We start from the raw sequence: 18,534 nt of genomic DNA, 5'->3' as shown, positions 1-18,534 counted from the left end.
CTCGTATCCTGGCTCTCGCGGCGCTTTCGCATCTTGCATGGGGGATGTCATGAATCGGCTGCAGATCATCGGCGACAGCGATCTCGCTGTGCGATTACTCGTGCCCGGACAGCGCTGGGGCTGGGAATTCACGCCGCCACAACGGATCGCGCCGAATCCGCTACGGTCCCGCGAACCGCTCTGGACCGACGCACCGCCACCGGCACAGCTCATCCGGCTGCAACAGGGCCTGCGGCGGGCACCCCTCGTACTGGCGGCGGGAATATTCCTGGCGGTATGGGCCACGGTCGCCCTCGCCGCCTGGAAGTCGTCACTGTGGTTCGTCGCGCTGCCCGGTGGAATCGCGTTGTCCGCCGCATGGCCGATGTGGATCGTGCTGCGACATTGGGCGATTCACCAGCAATTCCGTACCGCCGAATCACAACGCCGTGCCCGCTATCATCGCGCACACGAGCATTGGGCCCGGCAGGTCGCGGAACAGGAGCGCCGGGATCTGGCGCGAGCCGCCACGACGACATTGTGGTATCCGCTGATGTTGCGCCCCGAATCGCGCCGGGTGGAGATATTCGGCGGCACCGTCGACGGCTGGATCAGCTTGCTCGCCACGGCCGGAACAGGACCCCTCGCAGAGGTCACGGGCATCATGGTGCTCGATTTCACCGAGCACCGGGTCGCCACGGGCCTGGCCGCGATGTGGCGTGCCATCGGGCAGCTCCCCGCGTCGGCGGAATTCGGTGACGCGCCCGCGCGGCTGAATCCGCTGGCGGGACTGACCGCTGCCGAGATCGGTGAACTGATCGCCGTCACCGTCGAATCGGACCGGAGCGCCGACGCGGCCCGGGGCCTGCGCGCCGAACTCGTCGAACGGGTCGCGCAGTGCCTCGCCGGGCCCGTCACCCTCCCCCGGCTCGCCGCCGGCCTGCGCATGTTGCGCCGCCTGGACCCGGGCCCGGCCCTGTCCGGCGCGGAAACACGTTGCCTCACCGAACAACTCGGCCGGATCGACTGGTCCGAGCCGGTGCGCGAGGAACTCCGGCTGCTCGGCGGACTGCTCGACCTGCTCGCCACCGCACCACCGTCCGACGCCACCGCGGAGATCCGCTGGCCCCCTGCGGGCCTGCACGTCTACAGCACGACCTCGATCAATCCACGCCGCAAGAACCTGCTGGACCGGCTGCTGTTCCATCGGACGGCACACAGTCTGCACGGCGCCGGCTCCGCCGCCGGGGCCACGCTGATCATCGCCGGCGCCGACGGATTCGGCGTCGCCGAGTTGGAACGGCTCGCACGGCAGGCCCGGCGGATCGGCATCCGGCTGGTCACGATGATCGAGCACCTGCGCGGCGATCTGATCCAACTGCTCGGCGCCGCCGACGGCGCCTCGATCCTCATGCGGCTCGGCAACGCCGCGGAGGCGGCGGCCGCGGCGGAATTCGTCGGCCGCGGTCACCGATTCGTCCTGTCCCAGTTGACCGATCAGTACGGCCGCGGTGTGACCGACGGATATTCCGACACCACCGGGGATTCGACCACCACCTCACACACCGGCGGCTACTCCGCCGGCGCGGCGAGCGTGTCCGACTCGTGGTCGCACAACTGGTCGTCGACCGTGAACTGGTCGGAGTCCACCTCGCTGTCCACCGGCCGCACCGTCGCGCGCGCGTACGAGTACGTCATCGAACCGGTCACCTTCCAATCGCTGCCGCCCACCGCGCTCGTGCTGGTCGAGACCGGCCGTACCGGCCGGCGGGTGGTCGCCGGTGACTGCAATCCCGGTATCACCCTGCTGGAACGGGTCTCGCCCCGCCCGCGAGCGGCCTGAGGACAGCGCATGATTCCGTTGCGGCACTACCGCTTCCACCAGGTACTGACCATCCCCACCGCACCCGGCGAGCATCCCGCCGCACGATCCGGTCACCTGTTCGCCGCGTTGGTCGCGGCACACGACCGGCTCACACCCGGCGCCGGCATCGCGGTGGCCTGGGAGCGTCCCGGCCCGGAACATCGGCTCCGGGTGCTCCTCGGCGGCGCTCCCCGATTCCCCTGGGCCGAAAGCGAATCCACCGAACCGGTACCGATCCGCTATCCACCCGGCAGCACGGCGATCGCCGTGGATTCCGCGGCGGTGGTGGCGAACTGGGCCGCACTGCCGAACTGGTTGCGCTGCCCGGCCCGGATCGACGCGCTGTGGTCACCGCACGAGGCCACTCCGCCCGCGCGAGGGTGCTTCGAGGACCACATCGCCCACGTGCCCGGCGAATTCGTCTGGCTGGTGATCGCCGAACCGGCAGCCGCAGCCGAGGTCGACGGCGAGTTGGCGGATCTGGCCGCCCGGCTCCCCCGGCTGCGAGCCCGCGAACACACCGAGATCGACCGGATTGCGCTGCACCGCGACGAGTTCCGCTACCGGGAACTGGTCCGCGCACAGTCGGCCGGTCTGTGGTCGGTCCACGTGCTCGTCGGCGGGCGCGAGCCGGACCGCACCCGCTCGGCCGCCGCGTTGCTCTGCGGCGCCGCGGATCTCGACCGGCTGCCCTATGTGCTGCGCCCGACCGGAGCCACCGGCACGCTCGCCGAGATCCACGACAGCGCAACGGATTCCACCGCGGAATTCCGCAGTCCGTTCCTGGCCGGCACCGAGGTGGTCGCGGCCCTGGCCCGGCCGCCCCATCGTGAACTGCCCGGAATCCGGGCCGTGGATCCGGTCCGCTTCGACGTCACCCCGGAACGCGACGACGGCATCCCGCTGGGCGAGGTACTCGACGAGGCCGATCGCCGGGTGGGCCCCTTCCGCATCGGCCTCGACACGATCAACCGCCACGGCTTCGTCGCGGGCGCGACCGGATCGGGCAAATCGCAGACCGTGCGGCATCTGCTGGAAGGTCTCGCCGCCGAACAGGTTCCGTGGCTGGTGATCGAACCGGCCAAGGCCGAGTACGCGGGTATGGCCGGCCGGCTCACCGGCGTACCGACAGCGGCGATCCGGCCCGGCGCCGGCGACGAGGTCCCGGTCGGACTCGGACCGCTGGAACCGGAACCCGGCTTCCCGTTGCAGACCCACATCGACCTGATCCGCGCGCTGTTCCTGGCGGCCTTCGACGCGGTCGACCCGTTCCCGCAGGTGCTCGCGCACGCGCTGACCCGCTGCTACACCGATCTCGGCTGGGACACCGTCCTCGGCGAGCCCGTACGCGACGACGTCCGGCCGCGCTATCCCACCCTCGCCGACCTCCAGGCGACCGCGCTGGCGGTGGTCGAGGGCATCGGATACGGCCGTGAGGTGGCCGACAACGTCCGGGGATTCATCACCGTCCGGATCGGCGCCCTGCGCCTCGGCACCCCCGGCCGTTTCTTCGAGGCCACGTACCCGCTCGACATCGGTGAACTGCTGCGGCGCAACACGGTTTTCGAGCTCGAGGACATCGGCAACGACGCCGACAAGGCATTCTTCATCGGTGTCGTCCTCATCCGCCTGGCGGAGCACCTACGGGTACATCGGCACAGCGGCAACGGATTACGCCATGTCCTGGTGATCGAGGAGGCGCATCGGCTGCTGCGCCGGGCCGAGCCCGGCTCGATGACCGCGCACGCCGTCGAACTGTTCACCGCGCTGCTGGCCGAGATCCGCGCCTACGGCGAGGGCATCGTGGTCGTCGAGCAGATTCCGGCGAAGATCGCGGTCGACGTCGTCAAGAACACCGCGTACAAGATCATGCATCGGCTCCCGGCCGCCGACGACCGCGCCGTCGTCGGCGCCACCATGAATCTGGCCGAGGATCAAGCGCGCCATGTGGTTTCGCTGATACCGGGCCACGCCGTCGTGTTCACCGACGGTATGGACCGGCCGGTGCGGGTCGCGGTGCCGCTGGGACAGCACCGCGAGGATCCGGCACGCGCGGTCCGCACGGTCGCCGTCACCGGAACCTCCCCCGCCGCACCACTGCTGCTGCGAGATCTGCACCGCGCCCGCCGGATCGCCGACGACGCGCGGCTGAATCTCTGGCTCGAACTCGTCCTGCTGGCCCATCTGGTGGGCCGGCCCTGGCCCCGGCCGACCGAGCGCTGGCGAACGGCCGTGACCAATCGCTACCCGCCGCGACTGCTCGCGGCCGCGATCCAGCACGGATTCCACGCCGCCGTCGAACGCCGTTACGCCGGACTGTGCGCGTACTACCAGCCCGAACATCTCGTCGAACATCTCCGGCACGCCGCCACCGCCGCGCTCGCCGGCGCCACCGACCTCTGCCCCGACGACGAAACACAGTGGCAGGCCGGCCGTTTCCGCTGGGCCGATGTGGTGAGCGACCTGCACCAGGCCGATTCGAACTACCAAGGCCCGCATCCGAACACAGATTCCTGGCGACAGCGCGGCCTGGACCTGCCGGGCGCGACCGTGGGAGAGCAATCGGCCGCCCTGTACGCCCATCCGGACAACTGGGTCGACCCGGCCATCGTCACCGGGCCCCGCCCGACCACGCTCGCACTCGCCCTGACCCGGCTGAGCCTCGCCCCCGACACCGAGCAACGGCTGCGCGACGCCACCACCCATCTGTCTCCCGGCCACCGCTGGCCGCTGGCCCTGCTGGCCGAACCCGGCCGGAGCCCGGCATGAGCATCGAACCCCGCGACCGGCCGGAAAACTCACCGTCGCAGTCGAAACCGGACGCGCCGGCGCCGAGGGTCGATGCCGCGAACCTGCTCGACCCGGCCGCACCCCTCTCCGGCCATCCCACTCCGCCCGAGAACCGCGGCCACCCAGCATCATTCGACGGCCCGGACTCACCCGGGACCGATCGACCGAGCCGGGCGGGGACCGACGACCCCGACCGCCCGGCAGCCGGTCTGCCCGGCTCACTCGACGCCGATCATCCCGCCTACCCTTGGGTCCCGCCCGACATCGATCGGCCGGCCGCACCCGACGTCGATGATTCCGTCGCACCCGGGACCGGCGATTCCGCGATGCCCGAGACCACCACGCCGGGCGCCGCCGCTTCGCCATCGCCCCGTGCCCACGGCCCGACACCGGCCGAAACCGGTAACCAGGGCCGCGCCGAAATCGACCGCCCGGCCGCACAGAGCACCGGCGACACCGGCACACCGGACGCCGACGCACCTCCCTCGCCCGAGCCCCGCGGCCCGGACGCCGGCAGTTCCCGTGTGCCCGGCCCCGGTGACCCGACCCGCCCCGAGATCGACGATCCGGCCCCCTCCGCGGCCGACGGTCGCGCAGCTGCCGATCCACCGCGACCGGCCGACAGCGCCGTCCGGCCCACGACCGACGATCCGATCCCGGCCGAGGCCGGCACGCGAAATCCGTTCGGCGACAGCGGTGGACCCGACCGCATCACCGGCGGTACCGATGCCCGGCCCGATGCCGTGACCGAATTCGCCGCCGCCGTGGAGCGAGCCGGCGCGTTCGCGGACCGCCTCCGCGGATCGGTCGACGCGCCGCCGGACCTACGGGAACGCGCGGTGACGACCGTGCTCGACCGTTACGGCATCCGCACGCCGGAGGAGCGCGCCGCGGTGGAACAGGTCCACAACGTGATCACGGAACACCTTGCGCCACTGGTCACGTACGGCACGGTGAAGATTCTGGAGGCGGCACGCGCGGCGGTGGCCGAACATCCCGACACCCGCGTGGTTTTCGTCGGCCGGGACGGACATTCACCGGCATTGGCGGCCCAGCAACTCGACCCCGAATTCTTTCGCCGGCACTGCACGGAGGTCACCGTCTCCCGGCGCCTGGCCGACGCCTCGCTGCAAGACCTCGAACGGCATTCCGGCCGGACCTTTCCCGAGGTGGAGGTGTTCCGGGGCGCACGCGATCAGGTGGATCCGGGCGACATCCCGGGCACCCGAGCACAGCTGACGAACTACCTGGAAGACCGCGGCGTACCCGTGGCCACCCCCGGCAGCCGAATCCTGTTGATCGACACCAGTTATCGCGGCACCGTTCAGGAGCTGCTCTCCGCCCAGTACCCCGATGTGCACTTCGAGGGGCACTACCTGTTCCACGCCGAATCGCCGGACGATCCGCATCCGGGCAGCAAAACCGGCCACCTGCTGCACATCTCGGCGGACGGGACGAGGACGACCGACGAGTTCGCGACGGTCTTCTCCCGGAAGGACGAGGTTCTCACCATCGAGCACATGCTGCGCGGCCCGCTGTCCAAAGCGGTTCGATTCGACGACCTGGGACGGCCGGAACAGCGCCTGGAAGCACCCGTCGCGGGGCTGGATCCCGCGGCTACGGCCCCGATCTACCGGAGCGAGGCGGTGCGGCTGGCCGCACTCGACATCGCGCAGATCGCGGTCGCCCAGCACTCCCGGCAGGTCGCCGACAGCCGGGCCGCCGGGCTCCCGTGGCGTCCGGACCTGTCCGCCGCCGCCGCTCGCGCAGCCGGCCAGGTGCGATCATGGAGCGAGGGCCACGACACTGTCGATCCCGCGCTCCGCACTGTGCTGGATTCGTTCGTCCGACGCTCCGCCCGGCCTCCGGCCGGGGAGTGAGCGGACGTCAGAGAGTTGCAGAGCCGAACCGACCTGTCGGAAGGAATCCACCATGGGTGATATCGAGGACGAGGCGAACGAGCCCCGCGAGCCGATCGGGTCCGCCTGGTCGTCGCTGCTGGGCTTCGCCGACCGCTACCGCGCGCTCGGCTTCGGCCCGCTCGCCGACCAACTGCGCGGCGAGGGTCCGCCGCTACCACCCCTGCGCGGTACCCCGGTCATCATCGACACCGACATCGGCGGCGACCCCGACGACGCGATCGCGGTGACCTGCGCGGCCCGCGCCGTGCCGGAGCTGGCCCTGGTCCTCACCGCGGACGAGAACGGCGGCCGGCGGGCACGTTTCGCGCGCCACCTGCTCGATCTCCTCGACCGGACCGAGGTGCCGGTGGTCGCCGGGGCCGACCTCGGCAACACCCGGTACTACTGCGTCGAGGACCTGATCCCGGCGGAAGTACCCGCCCAGCCGCACGATCCGGTGGCCGCCGTGCACGCGGTCTGCGCCACGACCGACGGCCCGGTGCGCTGGGTCGGTATGGGGCCGCTGAGCAATCTCGCCCGAATCCTCGACACCGCACCGGAATTGGCGCCACGCCTGGTGGTCACCCAAATGGGCGGGGCCATCGCCTATCGCGATCCGACCAAGGCGGAGCACAACTTCCGGCTCGATCCCGCCGCGGCACGCTTCGTGGTCGGCCGTGCCGTCCACCTCTTCCTGCTGCTCTCCGACACGACGTTCACACCGGAGATCGAAATCGCCCGGGACAGTGAGCTGTACAAACGGCTCGCCACCGGTGACGCCCCGCCATGGGCCCGCCTGCTCACCGCGCATCTCGACAACTGGTTCGACCGGTTCTATCCCGGTACCAGACAACATGATCCACTCACCCTGACCGCCGCCCTGCAACTGCCGTTCGTGGATTTCGCGCGGCGCGCGGTGCTGCTCGACGACGACGCGCGCATGACATCGGACCCCGGCGGTCGAACGGTCCGGACCTCGGCACGCGCCGACTACGCGGCCTTCCGCGCGTGGCTCGCCGCACAACTCGATTACTGACCGGCCGCCGGTCACCTCGACCTCGGCCGACGCCACACGACCCATCCGATCACCAGCGAATTCACCACGACGGCAACGATCACCGTCGCGGTGCCGACGCTGCGCCACCAGGCCGAACCCTGCCTACGGTGTCGTCCCATCGCTGTCTCCCCCGTGCCTTTCGTGTGAACGAATGCCGCCCGCGGGCTCGCTCGAACAACCCGGTGCCGGATATGAACGACGCTACGCCGAGCGAATCGGAAAACAGGGGCCGAAGTTGGCGCGCACGGGACGACAGCCGATTCCCCGTAGCCGATCCGGGCGCGTCCGGGCCATGATCTACCCATGTCCACTTCCCGTGCCGCGACAGCACTGCACAAGGCCCTGGAGAATCACGCCCGAACCCAGCGAAAACTGACCGCGGCCAGCATGATCGGTGACGGTAGTGACGTCCTGAGCGCCCTCACCGGCAGACCGGTCACGCACGACGAGCGATTGCGGCTGGCGCCGTGGGTGGTGCAGCAGTTACAGCGGCAGATCGCCCAGATCGCGGATCCGGCGGATCGCCGGATCGCGCAGATGGTCTTGGCGGCGACCCGGGAATTCGAGGACCTGAACGTCGAACAGCGCAAACAGTACGTCTGCGACCGGCGTGCGGAACTCAGCCGCGAGCTGTACAAGAAGCACCGGATCGGGGTGCTGGCCGAACTCGCGGCCGGGTTGGAGCTCGCATATCTCGCGATCAGCGCACCCACGGTCTTCGTCGGGGGCAGCTACACCGACCCGGGCTGGCACGCGATCGCGGAAGGCGTGGGACGCGCGCTGGCCGGGAAGCCCGTCCGGCTGGTCGCGGCGCTCTGCGACCCGGGTATCCGCGTCTGTTACGGCCTCGAGAAGGCCCGCATCGCCGGGAATTCGTACGTGCTGCCCCGAACGAAGCTGTTCGGACGGCCCGATTCGGCCCGTCGTGCCGAGCAACCCTACGGCGCGCGCGAATATCTCACCGGCACCAGGGAGTCCGTCCGCACCCACCTGATGGCCGGGTCGGATCTGGTCCTGCTGTTCGGGGGTGGTCCGGGTACCGAGGCGGAGGCGCGCCTCGCCGAGCAGGCCGGGAAACCGGTGGTGCCACTGGGATTCACCCGCGGCACCGCCGGCGAGTACTGGCGGTCACACCACGACCCGGTCGATCCGGACAGTTATCAGGAGCTCGGCGACCCGGACCCGCAGACCGCGGTGGATGCGGCCGTGCGGCTGATCACCCGGCATCTGCTGCCGATGGGGTGACGAACCCACGACCGGCAGCAGGACTTCCGTGCTCTCACCCCCGCCGCGGCGGCTGCGCGCGCGGCAGTTCCGGCCCGATCGCCACCAGGCTGCCGGGCCGGCGGCCGCGGCCCCAGCCGATCTCGCGGCGGTAGCGGCCGACCTGGTCCTCCGGGATCTCCTCGTCCGGCGCCAGGGGCGTCACCCGGGGCGCCACGTAGAGGGCGTCGGCGGGGCAGTACGCCTCGCACATGAAGCAGGTCTGGCAGTCGGATTGCCTTGCGATGACCGGGATCCCGCTGTCGGTGCGGTCGAACACCGAGGTGGGGCAGACGTCCACGCACTTGTCGCAGGCGATGCAGTCGGCCGCGCGAACCAGTTCGATCATCACGCCACCGCCGCGAGGGCGTCCGCGGCCGCCCAGACCCGATCGGTGCCACCGGACAGGATGTGGTGGCACTGCGCCGGGTCCTGATCGGGGTGATCCTCGCGCTTGCTCATGCCGCGGGATTCGGTGCGGTACAGCGCGGATTCGTACATCAGCCGGCCGACCGCGGTGACCGCGGCGGCCGAGCGGGCGCGCACCCGATCGGCGCCGGAGGCTCCGGACAGGTTGCGTACCACCAGATCCCACAGCAGGTCGAGCCGGTCCCGGGACAGCAGCAGGCGGTCGCCGTGGCGGAGGTAGTTCTTCTCCAGCGGCAGCAGTTCCGCCTGAGCCCCGGCCAGCACGTCGGCGGAGCGCAGGGTGCCGGTGCCCTCCGGGCGCAGCCCGGCCCGCCCGGCGCCGCGCACCGCGGCCGGATCCGGACGGCCGCCGCGGCGGGCGAAGGCGGCGGCGCCCCGGCCGGCCCAGCTGCCCGACGACATCGCCCAGGCCGAATTGTGGCTGCCGCCACCGGTGAACCCGCCGCAGATGCGTTCCCGGGTCGCGACGTCGCCCGCGGCGTACAGGCCGGGGACGGTGGTCGCGCAGTCGTCGCCGACGACATCGAGGCCACCCGTGCCGCGTACGGTGCCCTCCGCCAGCAGGTCCACCTCGAAGCGATCGGTGAACGGGTCGATGCCCCGGCGATCGAACTGCAGGAAGAAGTTCGGCTGGCCGAGACGCATCTGCCGTCGCACGGTCTCGTCGGCGCGGTCGAGTTGCGCGAAAACCGGTTCCGTCAACAGAGTTCGCGCGATGACCGACCGGCCCCGCTGTGAGCCCGCGCCCTCGAGCACCCGGCCGTCGGCGTGGAAGAAGGTGGCGTAGCCGTAGTACGCGGTCTTGGTGACGGTCGAGCCCTTCGGCGCGATGCCGTAGGCGTTGGAGAACTCCATGCCCGAGAAGCGCGCTCCCACTTCGGCGGCCATCAGCGCGCCGTCCCCCGTGTCGACGTCGGTGCCCAGCGCGTGGGACAGGAAGGCGCAGCCGCCGCTGGCCAGCACCACCGCGCCCGCGGTGATCCGGTAGTCGCGATCCGCCGCACGCTGCCATCCGGCGGCGCCGCGGACCACACCGTCGGCGTCGACCAGAAGTTCCAGCGCCGGTGCGTGATCGCGGATCTCCACGCCGAGCCGGCGCACCCACGCCCGCATCCGGCGCATGTACTCCGGGCCCTGCACGCCGGTGCGGATCTGCGCGCCGGTCTCCGGATCCACCGGGAACGGGTAGCGGCCCTCGGTCGCGAGCCGATTCATGTTGGCGTAGGTCTGATCCAGGACCCGATCCATCCAATGATGCTCGGCCAGAAAGCCGCCCAGCGCCTCGCGGCTCGCCTTGGCGGCGGCGCGCGCCGACGGCTCCGGCGCCACGTACCAGACGCCGGTGCCCGCCGGGGCGGTCGTGCCGCTGGCGCCGCAGTAACCCTTGTCGACGAGGATCACCTCGGCCCCGGCCTCGCGGGCATGGATCGCGGCCCAGCAGGCCGCGGGTCCGCCGCCGATCACCAGGACGTCGGTACTGGCGTGCAGGTATTCGCTCATCGGTGTCGCTCCTGTCGATGGTCCGAACCCGGTCCCGGTGCGCGCCCGGAACCGGAGTACTCGCGGCGGGCCCGCCCACCCGCCGCACGGGTGGACGGGCGCGCCGGAAGGTCAGTTCCCCGCGAACCGCTCGCCGACGATCGGCTCCGACACCCGGCCGTCCACGCCGACCGGTACGTCACCCTCGAGCGTGGTCCGGTACAGCACCCGGTTCACGCCGTCGCCGAGGTGTCCCAGATCGCCCGGGGCCAGGTGCGCGGTGGCGCGGTTGTCCCAGAACGCCACATGACCCGGCTCCCACCGGAATCGGACGGTGTAGACCGGATCGGCCAGTTCGGCGAACAACAGTTCCAGCAGGGCGTCGCTCTGCCGCGCCGACAACCCGAGGATGCGAGTGGTGAAACCCGGATTCACGAACAGGATTCGCTCGCCGGTCACCGGATGCACCCGGACGACCGAATGTTCGGTGGCCAACGGCGCCGCCGCGACCTTCCTGGCGTAATCGCTGTTCGTGTCCCACTGCGGCCGGCGACCGCCGAAGCGGTGCTCGGCGCGCAGTCCGTCGAGGAAGTTCCGCAGTGACTGCGGCAGATTCGCGTAGACCGCCGCCAGATTGGTCCACTGGGTGTCGCCACCGCGCACCGGGACCTCGTGCGCCCGCAGGATCGACGCCGCGGGCGGGTTGATCAGTGGCGAGATGTCGGTGTGCCAATAGTTGGTGTAGCTGAACTTCTTGACGCCGAAACGCTTCTCGTAGATCCGGCTGTCGATCGCGAGGATCTCCGGATGTTCGGTGGGCGCGTCGTCGTCGTACGGATGCGAGGGGGTGACCTTGCCGAACCGGCGCGCGAACGCGACCTGTTCGGCGTGGCCGACGTGCTGCTGCCCGCGGAAGAACAGCACCTTGTATTCGTGCAGGGCCGCGGTGATCTCGGCGACCTGCGCCTCGGAGAGTTCGGCGGCGAGATCCACGCCGGAGACGTCGGCGCCGGTGTGACCGGCGACCGGCGTGAATTCGATTGTGCGCGTCAGTGGTTCGTTGACGGCGGTCATGGTGGCTCCTTCGGTGGGTTCCGGTGGACTGCTTCGGAACGGCTCAGGCGGTCGCGGGGACCGCGTCGGCGAAACGGTTCGGCACGGGCGCGAGCCCGTAGTGCCCGCGCAGCGTGGTGGCGGTGTACTCGGTGCGGAACAGCCCGCGCCGCTGCAGGATCGGCACCACGCGCTCGACGAAGTCGGTGAGCCCGCCGGGCAGATACGGCGGCATGATGTTGAAACCGTCCGCGGCGCCGCCCCGGAACCAGGTCTCCAGATCGTCGGCGATCTGCTCGGGCGTGCCGGCGAGCGTGCGGTGTCCGCGGCCGCCGCCGAGTTCGCCGATCAGCTGCCGGACCGTGAGCTCCCGACCTGCGGCCAGCTGCTTCACCAGTGTGAAGCGGCTCTTCTGGCCCTCGACGGCGCTCTCGTCCGGCAGCGGCGGCAGCGGCCGATCCAGTGGATAGGCGGTCAGATCGAGCCCCAGCATGGTCGACAGCTGCCGCAGCGCGTAGTCCGGGGAGATCAGGCCGGTGAATTCTTGTTGCAGGGCGACGGCTTCGGCCTCGGTGTCGGCGATGAACGGCACCAGGCCCGGCAGCACCTTCAAGTCGCCCTCGGCGCGGCCGTGGCGCGCGAGCCGGTCCTTGAGGTCCCGGTAGAACGCCTGCCCCTCGGCGAGGGTCTGCTGCGCGGTGAACACCGCCTCCGCGTGCCGCGCGGCGAATTCCTTACCGTCCTCGGACGACCCGGCCTGCACCAGCAGCGGGCGGCCCTGCGGACTGCGCGGCGAGTTCAGCGGCCCCCGCACCCGGAACCGCTCGCCGGCGTAGTCGACGGCGTGCACCTTGCCGGGATCGGCGAACACGCCCTCGTCCGCGTCCAGCACCAGGGCGCCGGGTTCCCAACTGTCCCAGAGCTGTTCGGCGACATCGACGAATTCCTCGGCACGGGCGTACCGGCGCGCGTGCTCCGGGATGGCGTCGTAGCCGAAATTGAACGCCTCGGCCTCGGTGCCCGAGGTGACGATGTTCCAGCCGGCCCGCCCGTTGCTGAGGTGATCCAGCGAGGCGAAAGCCCGGGCCAGCGCGTACGGCTCGTGATAGGAGGTGGACGCGGTGGCGATCAGGCCGATCTTCTCGGTGACCGGGGCGATCGCCGACAACAGGGTGATCGGCTCGAAGACCGTGTGCACGTTGCGCTTCACGTACGCGCCCACGGCGAGGTTGTCGGCGAAGAAGATGGAGTCGAGCCGCCCGCGTTCGGCGATCCGGGCGAGCTCCTGGTAGTGCGCGACGTCGAGCACCCGGTGCGCCTCGGTCCGCGGATGCCGCCAGGCGGCCTCGTGGTGGCCGACGCCCATCAGAAAGGCGTTGATGTGCAGGGTGTTGTTGTCGTGTGTCATCGGAGTCGAACGTCCTTCGTGAAGTGGTTGCCGGAGGCCGGGCGAGCGCGGATCTAGCTGCGCCAGCGGGACAGGCGGCGTTCGATGCCGACCAGTACGGCGTTGAACAGCAGGCCCACCAGCGAGATCGCGAGGATGCCGGCGTACATCTGCGGGATCTGGAAGTTCTGCTGGGCGGCGGTGATGAGGTAGCCCAATCCGGCTCGGGCGCCGACCATCTCGGCCGCGATCAGCACCAGGATCGAGGCGGCGGCCGCCATCCGCACACCGGTGAAGATGGATGGCACCGAGGCCGGCAGGATCACCTTCGCGAACAGGCGCAAGGGTGAGAAGCCGAGGGAGACAGCGGATTTCACCAGCAGCGGATCGACGGTGCGGACACCGTTGATGGTGTTCAGCAGGATCGGGAAGAACGCGGCGTACACCACCAGCGCGATCTTCGAGGTCTCGCCGATGCCGAGGATCAGCACGAACACCGGTAGCAGGGCCAGTGCGGCGGTGTTGCGGAACAATTCGAGCAGCGGATTGAGGAATTCGGCGATCGGCTTGTACCAGGCGATGGCGACGCCGACCGGTACCGCCACCACGACCGCGAGGGCGAAACCGACCACCGAGCGGGCGAGGCTCGCCTCGACGTGCTCGGCCATCTCGCCGCTGCGCACCAGATCCACGAACGCGCCGAGCACCGTCGACAGCGGTGGCAGGAACACCTCGTCGACCAGGCCCAGCCGCGGCGACGCCTCCCAGATGCCGGCGAACACCGCGATCACGATCAGCGGCTTGACGATTCGCCACAACAGCCGGCCTGCGAAGGCGGCGGCGACGCGGACGACCGACCGCGACCGGATGTCCCGGTCCGCGGAATCGGGCACCGGCACGGCGCCTCCGGCCGCGGCAACGGTATCGGCCGCAGCAACGGTATCGGCTACAGCGACAGTGTCAGCCGCGGCGACGGTATCGGCCGGTGCGGCGGCGCCTGACCGCGCGGCGGTCACCGGCGCGGCGACGGCGGTCCGGACGGCCGTGGTCGCCGAGCTCGCGGTCTCCGACCTGTCGGCCTCGGCCGCCCTCGGAATGATCTGAACAACACTGGACATGGAATTCCTCCGTCACTGTCCGGACGCGCCGGTCCGGGCCGATATCGCCACGCGCTCGAGCCCCTGGGCCCGGGTCACCTCGCTCTGCAGCAGCGTCCAGATCTCGTGCCGCAGCCGGCGGAACTGCTCACTGGACCGGATATCGTCACCGTCCCGGTCGATGTCGATGTCCACCACGGCCTTGATCCGGCCCGGCCGCGAGGTCAGCACGGCCACGCGCTGACCCAGATACACGGCCTCGTCGATACCGTGGGTGATGAACAGGATCGTCTTGCCCGTGGTCTGCCAGATCCGCAAAAGCTCGTCCTGCAACGATTCCCGGGTCTGCGCGTCCAGCGCCGCGAAGGGCTCGTCCATCAGCAGGACCTCGGGATCGAAGGCCAGGCTGCGAGCGATCGCGACCCGCTGCTTCATCCCGCCGGACAGCTCGTGCGGATAGCGGTCACCGAAACCGCCGAGCCCCACCAGTTCCAGGTAGTCGTCCGCGACGGCCCGACGCTGCTTCCGGCGGATTCCCTTGGCCTCCAAGCCGAATTCGATGTTGGCCCGCGCGGTGCGCCACGGCAGCAACGCGTACTGCTGGAAGACGACGCCCCGATCCAGCCCGGGGCCGGTGATCGGCCGCCCGTCCAGCAGGATCTGCCCGCTGCTCGGCGCCGTCAGCCCGCCGAGCAGGTCCAGCAGGGTCGACTTCCCGGATCCGCTCGGCCCGACCAGCACCAGGAATTCGCCGGTACGCAATTCCAGCGTCACGTCCCGCAGTGCGGCGAGGGCGCCACCGGATCGGCCGCGGGCGGCGAATTCCTTACCGACCCCGGAGATCGACAGTTTCACTTGCGTTGTCGCTGTGGTCATTTCGCTGCCTCCCCGGTCGGACCGGCGTCGGGTTTGTAGGTGCCGTTTGCGTAGGGGTTGTACTGATTGGTGTACAGGTCGGTGGCCCGGTATTTGCCTTGCGGCAGTTCACCGTTGCGGACGAGCCAGTCGATCCAGATCTGGATCTCCTTGTCGGCGATCACTCCGCCCGGCGCGGGGATACCGGTGCTGCGATACCACTTCAGCAGGTCGAGATTCTCGTTGCGGCCGCGCTTGCTGATGATGTCGGTGAAGCGGGCGACCACCTGGTCGCGCGGGGTGACCTGGGCCCAGCGGATCGCGCGGGCGGTGCCCTGGACGAAATCCCGCACGGCGTCCTGGTGCGCGGCGATGTAATCCTTGCGGAAAACGTAGGTGCCGTAGTCGAACTGACCGAACAGATCCTTGTCCGTGTACAGCGAATGGATACCGCCGCGCGCGACCGCGGTCTCCCGGAAGACGCTGCCCAGCGCGGCGACGTCGATCTGTCCCTTGCGCAGGGCCTCCTCGGTGCTGACCGGCGGCAGCACGACCAGCTGTACCTGCTTGATCTCCGGCTCGCTGAGCCCCTGCTGATGCAGCCATTCCCGGGTGATGAACTCGTGGTGGGCGCCGAGGGTGTTCACCCCGACCTTCTTGCCGATGAGGTCGCGAGCGCTCTTGATACCGGAATCGTCACGCACGAAATATCCGGTGAACGAGTCCTGGTCCGCGCCGTAGGAGGACAGGACCGAGGTGATCGGCGCACCGCCGGCGGACAATTTGACCACCGCGCCGTTGAAGGCGCTGCCGAATTCGATCTGTTTCGTGGCGGCGGCCTGGATATTGGCCGGGCCGCTGGTGGTGTCGCCTTCCCAGTGCAATTGTATCTTCGAGAAGTAACCCAGATCCGCGGCCAATTCGAAGGCGCCGACCTGACCGGTCGAGCCCTGGTAGCGAAGGATCGACTTGCCGTCCGCCGTGGCGCCCGAGCCGCCTTTGCCACACGCCGCGACGGTCCCGGCGATCAGGCACAGCGTCAACAGTGCGTAGAGCGTTCGGTACAACCGCTTTTTACGTGTGGATTTTATCGGATTCTCCAGCATGCCTGTTCCTGATATATGCGGACGACTGCGGCGAACAACTCGCCGCTGAATCAATCGTGCTGGCGGATCGGCCGCCGGGCAATACGCTTTTCACGCTGTGGAAATCAGCGTGATTTTAATTACTCGGAAGTGTGCGCCGCGGCCTCGGCGTGAAAATACGGACTCAGCCGGCCCGCCAGTTGCCGCATGGCCGGCACCACCGTCCGGACCAGTTCGTCGTTGAGCCGCACCGACCGGGCCTGGACGCTCAACGCGCCCCACACCTGCCGATCCGCGCTCAGGATGGGCACGGCCACCGACCGCACCGGCTCGGCCGCGTCGATCTCCTCCACCGCGAACCCGGTCCGGCGCACGCCGTGCAGGCTCTGGCGCACCGGCGCCGGCATCCGGTCGCCCGGGGCGAACGCCAGCATGGCCCGCCCCGCCGCGCTGGCGTACAGCGGCCGCCGCGCCGTCTGAACCTGATTGGCGCAGAACCACACCGGCGGCCGCGCCTGCAGAACCGACACCGACTCGGCGCGATCGGCGACGTTGAGGTTCACCGTGATCCGGATGCCGGCGGCGAGCGCGTACACATGTGGGGCCACGGCCTCGATCCCGGCCTGCGCCACGGTGTCGAAACCCAGTCGCGCCAGCGCCGGTCCGGCCAGATCGGCCAGCCCGCTACCCACCCGGTACCGGTCCGTGCCCAGATCCTGCTCCAGCAGACCACCCCGGACCAGGGCCTGCGCCAGCCGATGCGTCGTACTCACCGGCAGCCGGGCGCGCTGGGCCAGCTCGCTCACCGACAGCTCCGGATCCGTTCCCGCGAAGCAGTTCAGCACGTGGAGCGCCCGATCCACCGCCTGTGTTCCCGACCTCGGCTGCTCGCTCATGGCATCCTCCTCAGGTTCCGCCTCCAGGGAACTATCGGACGACACCGGATTCGCCACAAGGATTCGGCGCACCGCGATTCCGTGCCACCGCGGGCGGTTCAGCCGCTCAGGGGCCGCACCGCGGTGAATCGCACCGGCAGCGAGGTCATCCCGCTGAGGAACGGTGACGGCCGGCGCACCAAGGTCTCGGGCTCGACGGCCAGGTCGATGTCCGGCAACCGGTCCAGCAGCACCTCGATACCGGTCCGCGCGATCGTCTCGGCCATCTGTTGTGCGCCGTAGGGGCAACGGTATTCGCCGTGTCCGAACGCGAAATGCGCGCTGTTGCCGATGCTCGACGGCTCGACCCCGGTGTACTGCCGCACCTCCGGATCGGAATTGGCGGCGGCCAGGCCGAGCAGCAGCATGTCGCCCGCGCGAATCACCTTGTCGCCCAGCCGAGTATCGCGCGCCGCCCAGCGACCCGCGAGGATCTGCGTGGGGGTCTCCTCCCACAGCACCTCGTTCATCGCCTGGCCGATACTGCGCCGGCCGCCGCCGAAGGCGCTGGCGAACCGGTCGTCGGTGAGCATCAGCCGCATCGAGTGCACCAGCCAGTCGGCGGTGGTGATGTGCCCGGCGAACAGCACCGACATCAGCGTCAGGCCGCACGCCTCCTCGGTGTAGGTGCCCTGCTGCAACAGAGCGGTCGCCAGATCCGGGCCCGGCCGGTCGCGCTTGTGGATGATCAACTGCCGCATGCTCTCCGCCAGCCGGCCGTACGCCTGCATGGAGTCGGCGCCGGCATCGCCGATGACCTCCATCGAGCGCAGCAGTTCCAGGCCCTCGGCGTCCGGCAGGCCGATCAGGCGGGCCAGCGCCAGCACCGGCAGGGGTTCGGCGAACGCGCCGACCAGATCCGCGGTGCCACGACCGCAGAAACTGTCGATCAGCCGGTCGGACAGTTCCTCACAGTCACGCCGCAGCGCGAACGCGTCCATGGTCTCCAGCGCCGCGTCGAGATTGGCCTGCTGCGCGCGGTGCGTGTTGTCGGCGAGCGCCGGGGACGGCGAGATCGGGAGGATGGGCAGCAGCGGCCAGTCCGGCGGCACGTTCGGCCACTGGTTCCACAGCGCCGCGTCCCGGGGATAGAGTTCGGGATCGCTGGTGACCTGGTGCAATTCGCGGTAACCGATGACCAGCCAGGCGGGCAGGCCGCCGGGCAGCTCCACCGGCACCACCGCACCGTGTCCGCGCCGCATCTCGCGATACAGCCCTCGGGGATCGTTCAGGAAGCGCGGGCCGAACAGCGGAATCGGAGCCGGGTCCGAATCGACCGACGCTACGGGTTCGAGCACACGCACACGCTATTCGAAAGCTATCCGAATCGTAAGAGCAATGGCGATATCCGGCACACCGA

14 protein-coding genes are annotated in these 18,534 nt (G+C 70.0%); 5 read left to right on the top strand and 9 right to left on the bottom strand.

The window, feature by feature from the left end; all coding sequences use genetic code 11:
- Positions 1-49: 49 nt before the first annotated feature.
- From NRB56_RS24720 to NRB56_RS24700, 5 genes are all read left to right on the top strand, one after another.
- Positions 50-1,822 carry a hypothetical protein gene (locus NRB56_RS24720; RefSeq protein WP_153346217.1) on the top strand — a complete coding sequence of 591 codons (1,773 nt, stop codon included), beginning with the start codon at positions 50-52 and terminating at the stop codon, positions 1,820-1,822.
- Positions 1,823-1,831: 9 nt separating this feature from the next.
- Positions 1,832-4,612: an ATP-binding protein gene (locus NRB56_RS24715; protein ID WP_153346215.1), complete on the top strand. Its 2,781-nt coding sequence runs from the start codon at positions 1,832-1,834 to the stop codon at positions 4,610-4,612.
- A complete protein-coding gene (locus NRB56_RS24710; protein ID WP_153346213.1) occupies positions 4,609-6,513 on the top strand; it encodes a hypothetical protein in 1,905 nt (634 codons plus the stop codon). The genes NRB56_RS24715 and NRB56_RS24710 overlap by 4 nt, the downstream gene beginning before the upstream one ends.
- 52 nt (positions 6,514-6,565) lie before the next feature.
- The gene (locus NRB56_RS24705) at positions 6,566-7,570 is read left to right on the top strand and encodes a nucleoside hydrolase (RefSeq protein ID WP_153346211.1); all 1,005 of its coding nucleotides are present in this window, start codon (positions 6,566-6,568) and stop codon (positions 7,568-7,570) included.
- A gap of 324 nt (positions 7,571-7,894) precedes the next feature.
- A complete protein-coding gene (locus NRB56_RS24700; RefSeq protein WP_153346209.1) occupies positions 7,895-8,836 on the top strand; it encodes a hypothetical protein in 942 nt (313 codons plus the stop codon).
- A 34-nt stretch (positions 8,837-8,870) separates the two neighbouring features.
- Here the strand turns inward: NRB56_RS24700 and NRB56_RS24695 are convergent, their stop codons facing one another.
- From NRB56_RS24695 to NRB56_RS24655, 9 genes are all read right to left on the bottom strand, one after another.
- The gene (locus NRB56_RS24695; protein WP_153346208.1) at positions 8,871-9,203 is read right to left on the bottom strand and encodes a 4Fe-4S dicluster domain-containing protein; all 333 of its coding nucleotides are present in this window, start codon (positions 9,201-9,203) and stop codon (positions 8,871-8,873) included.
- On the bottom strand, positions 9,203-10,783 hold the full coding sequence (locus tag NRB56_RS24690) for an FAD-dependent oxidoreductase (protein WP_153346206.1): 1,581 nt from the start codon (positions 10,781-10,783) through the stop codon (positions 9,203-9,205). Before NRB56_RS24690 ends, NRB56_RS24695 begins: the two co-directional genes overlap by 1 nt.
- A 111-nt stretch (positions 10,784-10,894) precedes the next feature.
- Positions 10,895-11,836, bottom strand: coding sequence for a TauD/TfdA dioxygenase family protein (locus tag NRB56_RS24685; RefSeq protein WP_153346204.1), 942 nt, complete (start codon positions 11,834-11,836; stop codon positions 10,895-10,897).
- 43 nt (positions 11,837-11,879) lie between these two features.
- Positions 11,880-13,223, bottom strand: coding sequence for an LLM class flavin-dependent oxidoreductase (locus NRB56_RS24680; protein WP_153346202.1), 1,344 nt, complete (start codon positions 13,221-13,223; stop codon positions 11,880-11,882).
- Positions 13,224-13,276: 53 nt separating this feature from the next.
- Positions 13,277-14,071: an ABC transporter permease gene (locus NRB56_RS24675; RefSeq protein ID WP_319943546.1), complete on the bottom strand. Its 795-nt coding sequence runs from the start codon at positions 14,069-14,071 to the stop codon at positions 13,277-13,279.
- Between the two features lie 261 nt (positions 14,072-14,332).
- The gene (locus tag NRB56_RS24670) at positions 14,333-15,175 is read right to left on the bottom strand and encodes an ABC transporter ATP-binding protein (protein ID WP_153346200.1); all 843 of its coding nucleotides are present in this window, start codon (positions 15,173-15,175) and stop codon (positions 14,333-14,335) included.
- Entirely contained in the window at positions 15,172-16,260 is a 1,089-nt protein-coding gene (locus tag NRB56_RS24665) for an ABC transporter substrate-binding protein (protein WP_227838325.1), read from the bottom strand. Before NRB56_RS24665 ends, NRB56_RS24670 begins: the two co-directional genes overlap by 4 nt.
- 119 nt (positions 16,261-16,379) lie before the next feature.
- The gene (locus NRB56_RS24660; protein WP_194290976.1) at positions 16,380-17,135 is read right to left on the bottom strand and encodes an IclR family transcriptional regulator; all 756 of its coding nucleotides are present in this window, start codon (positions 17,133-17,135) and stop codon (positions 16,380-16,382) included.
- A gap of 98 nt (positions 17,136-17,233) precedes the next feature.
- Positions 17,234-18,472, bottom strand: coding sequence for a cytochrome P450 family protein (locus tag NRB56_RS24655; protein WP_319943482.1), 1,239 nt, complete (start codon positions 18,470-18,472; stop codon positions 17,234-17,236).
- Between the last annotated feature and the right edge of the window lie 62 nt (positions 18,473-18,534).

Origin of the sequence: Nocardia aurantia, from assembly GCF_009604425.1 — a bacterium.
GTDB classification, from domain to species: Bacteria; Actinomycetota; Actinomycetes; order Mycobacteriales; family Mycobacteriaceae; genus Nocardia; species Nocardia aurantia.
Note: the sequence above shows the minus strand (reverse complement) of the source record. Positions and strands in the feature narration are given on the sequence as shown.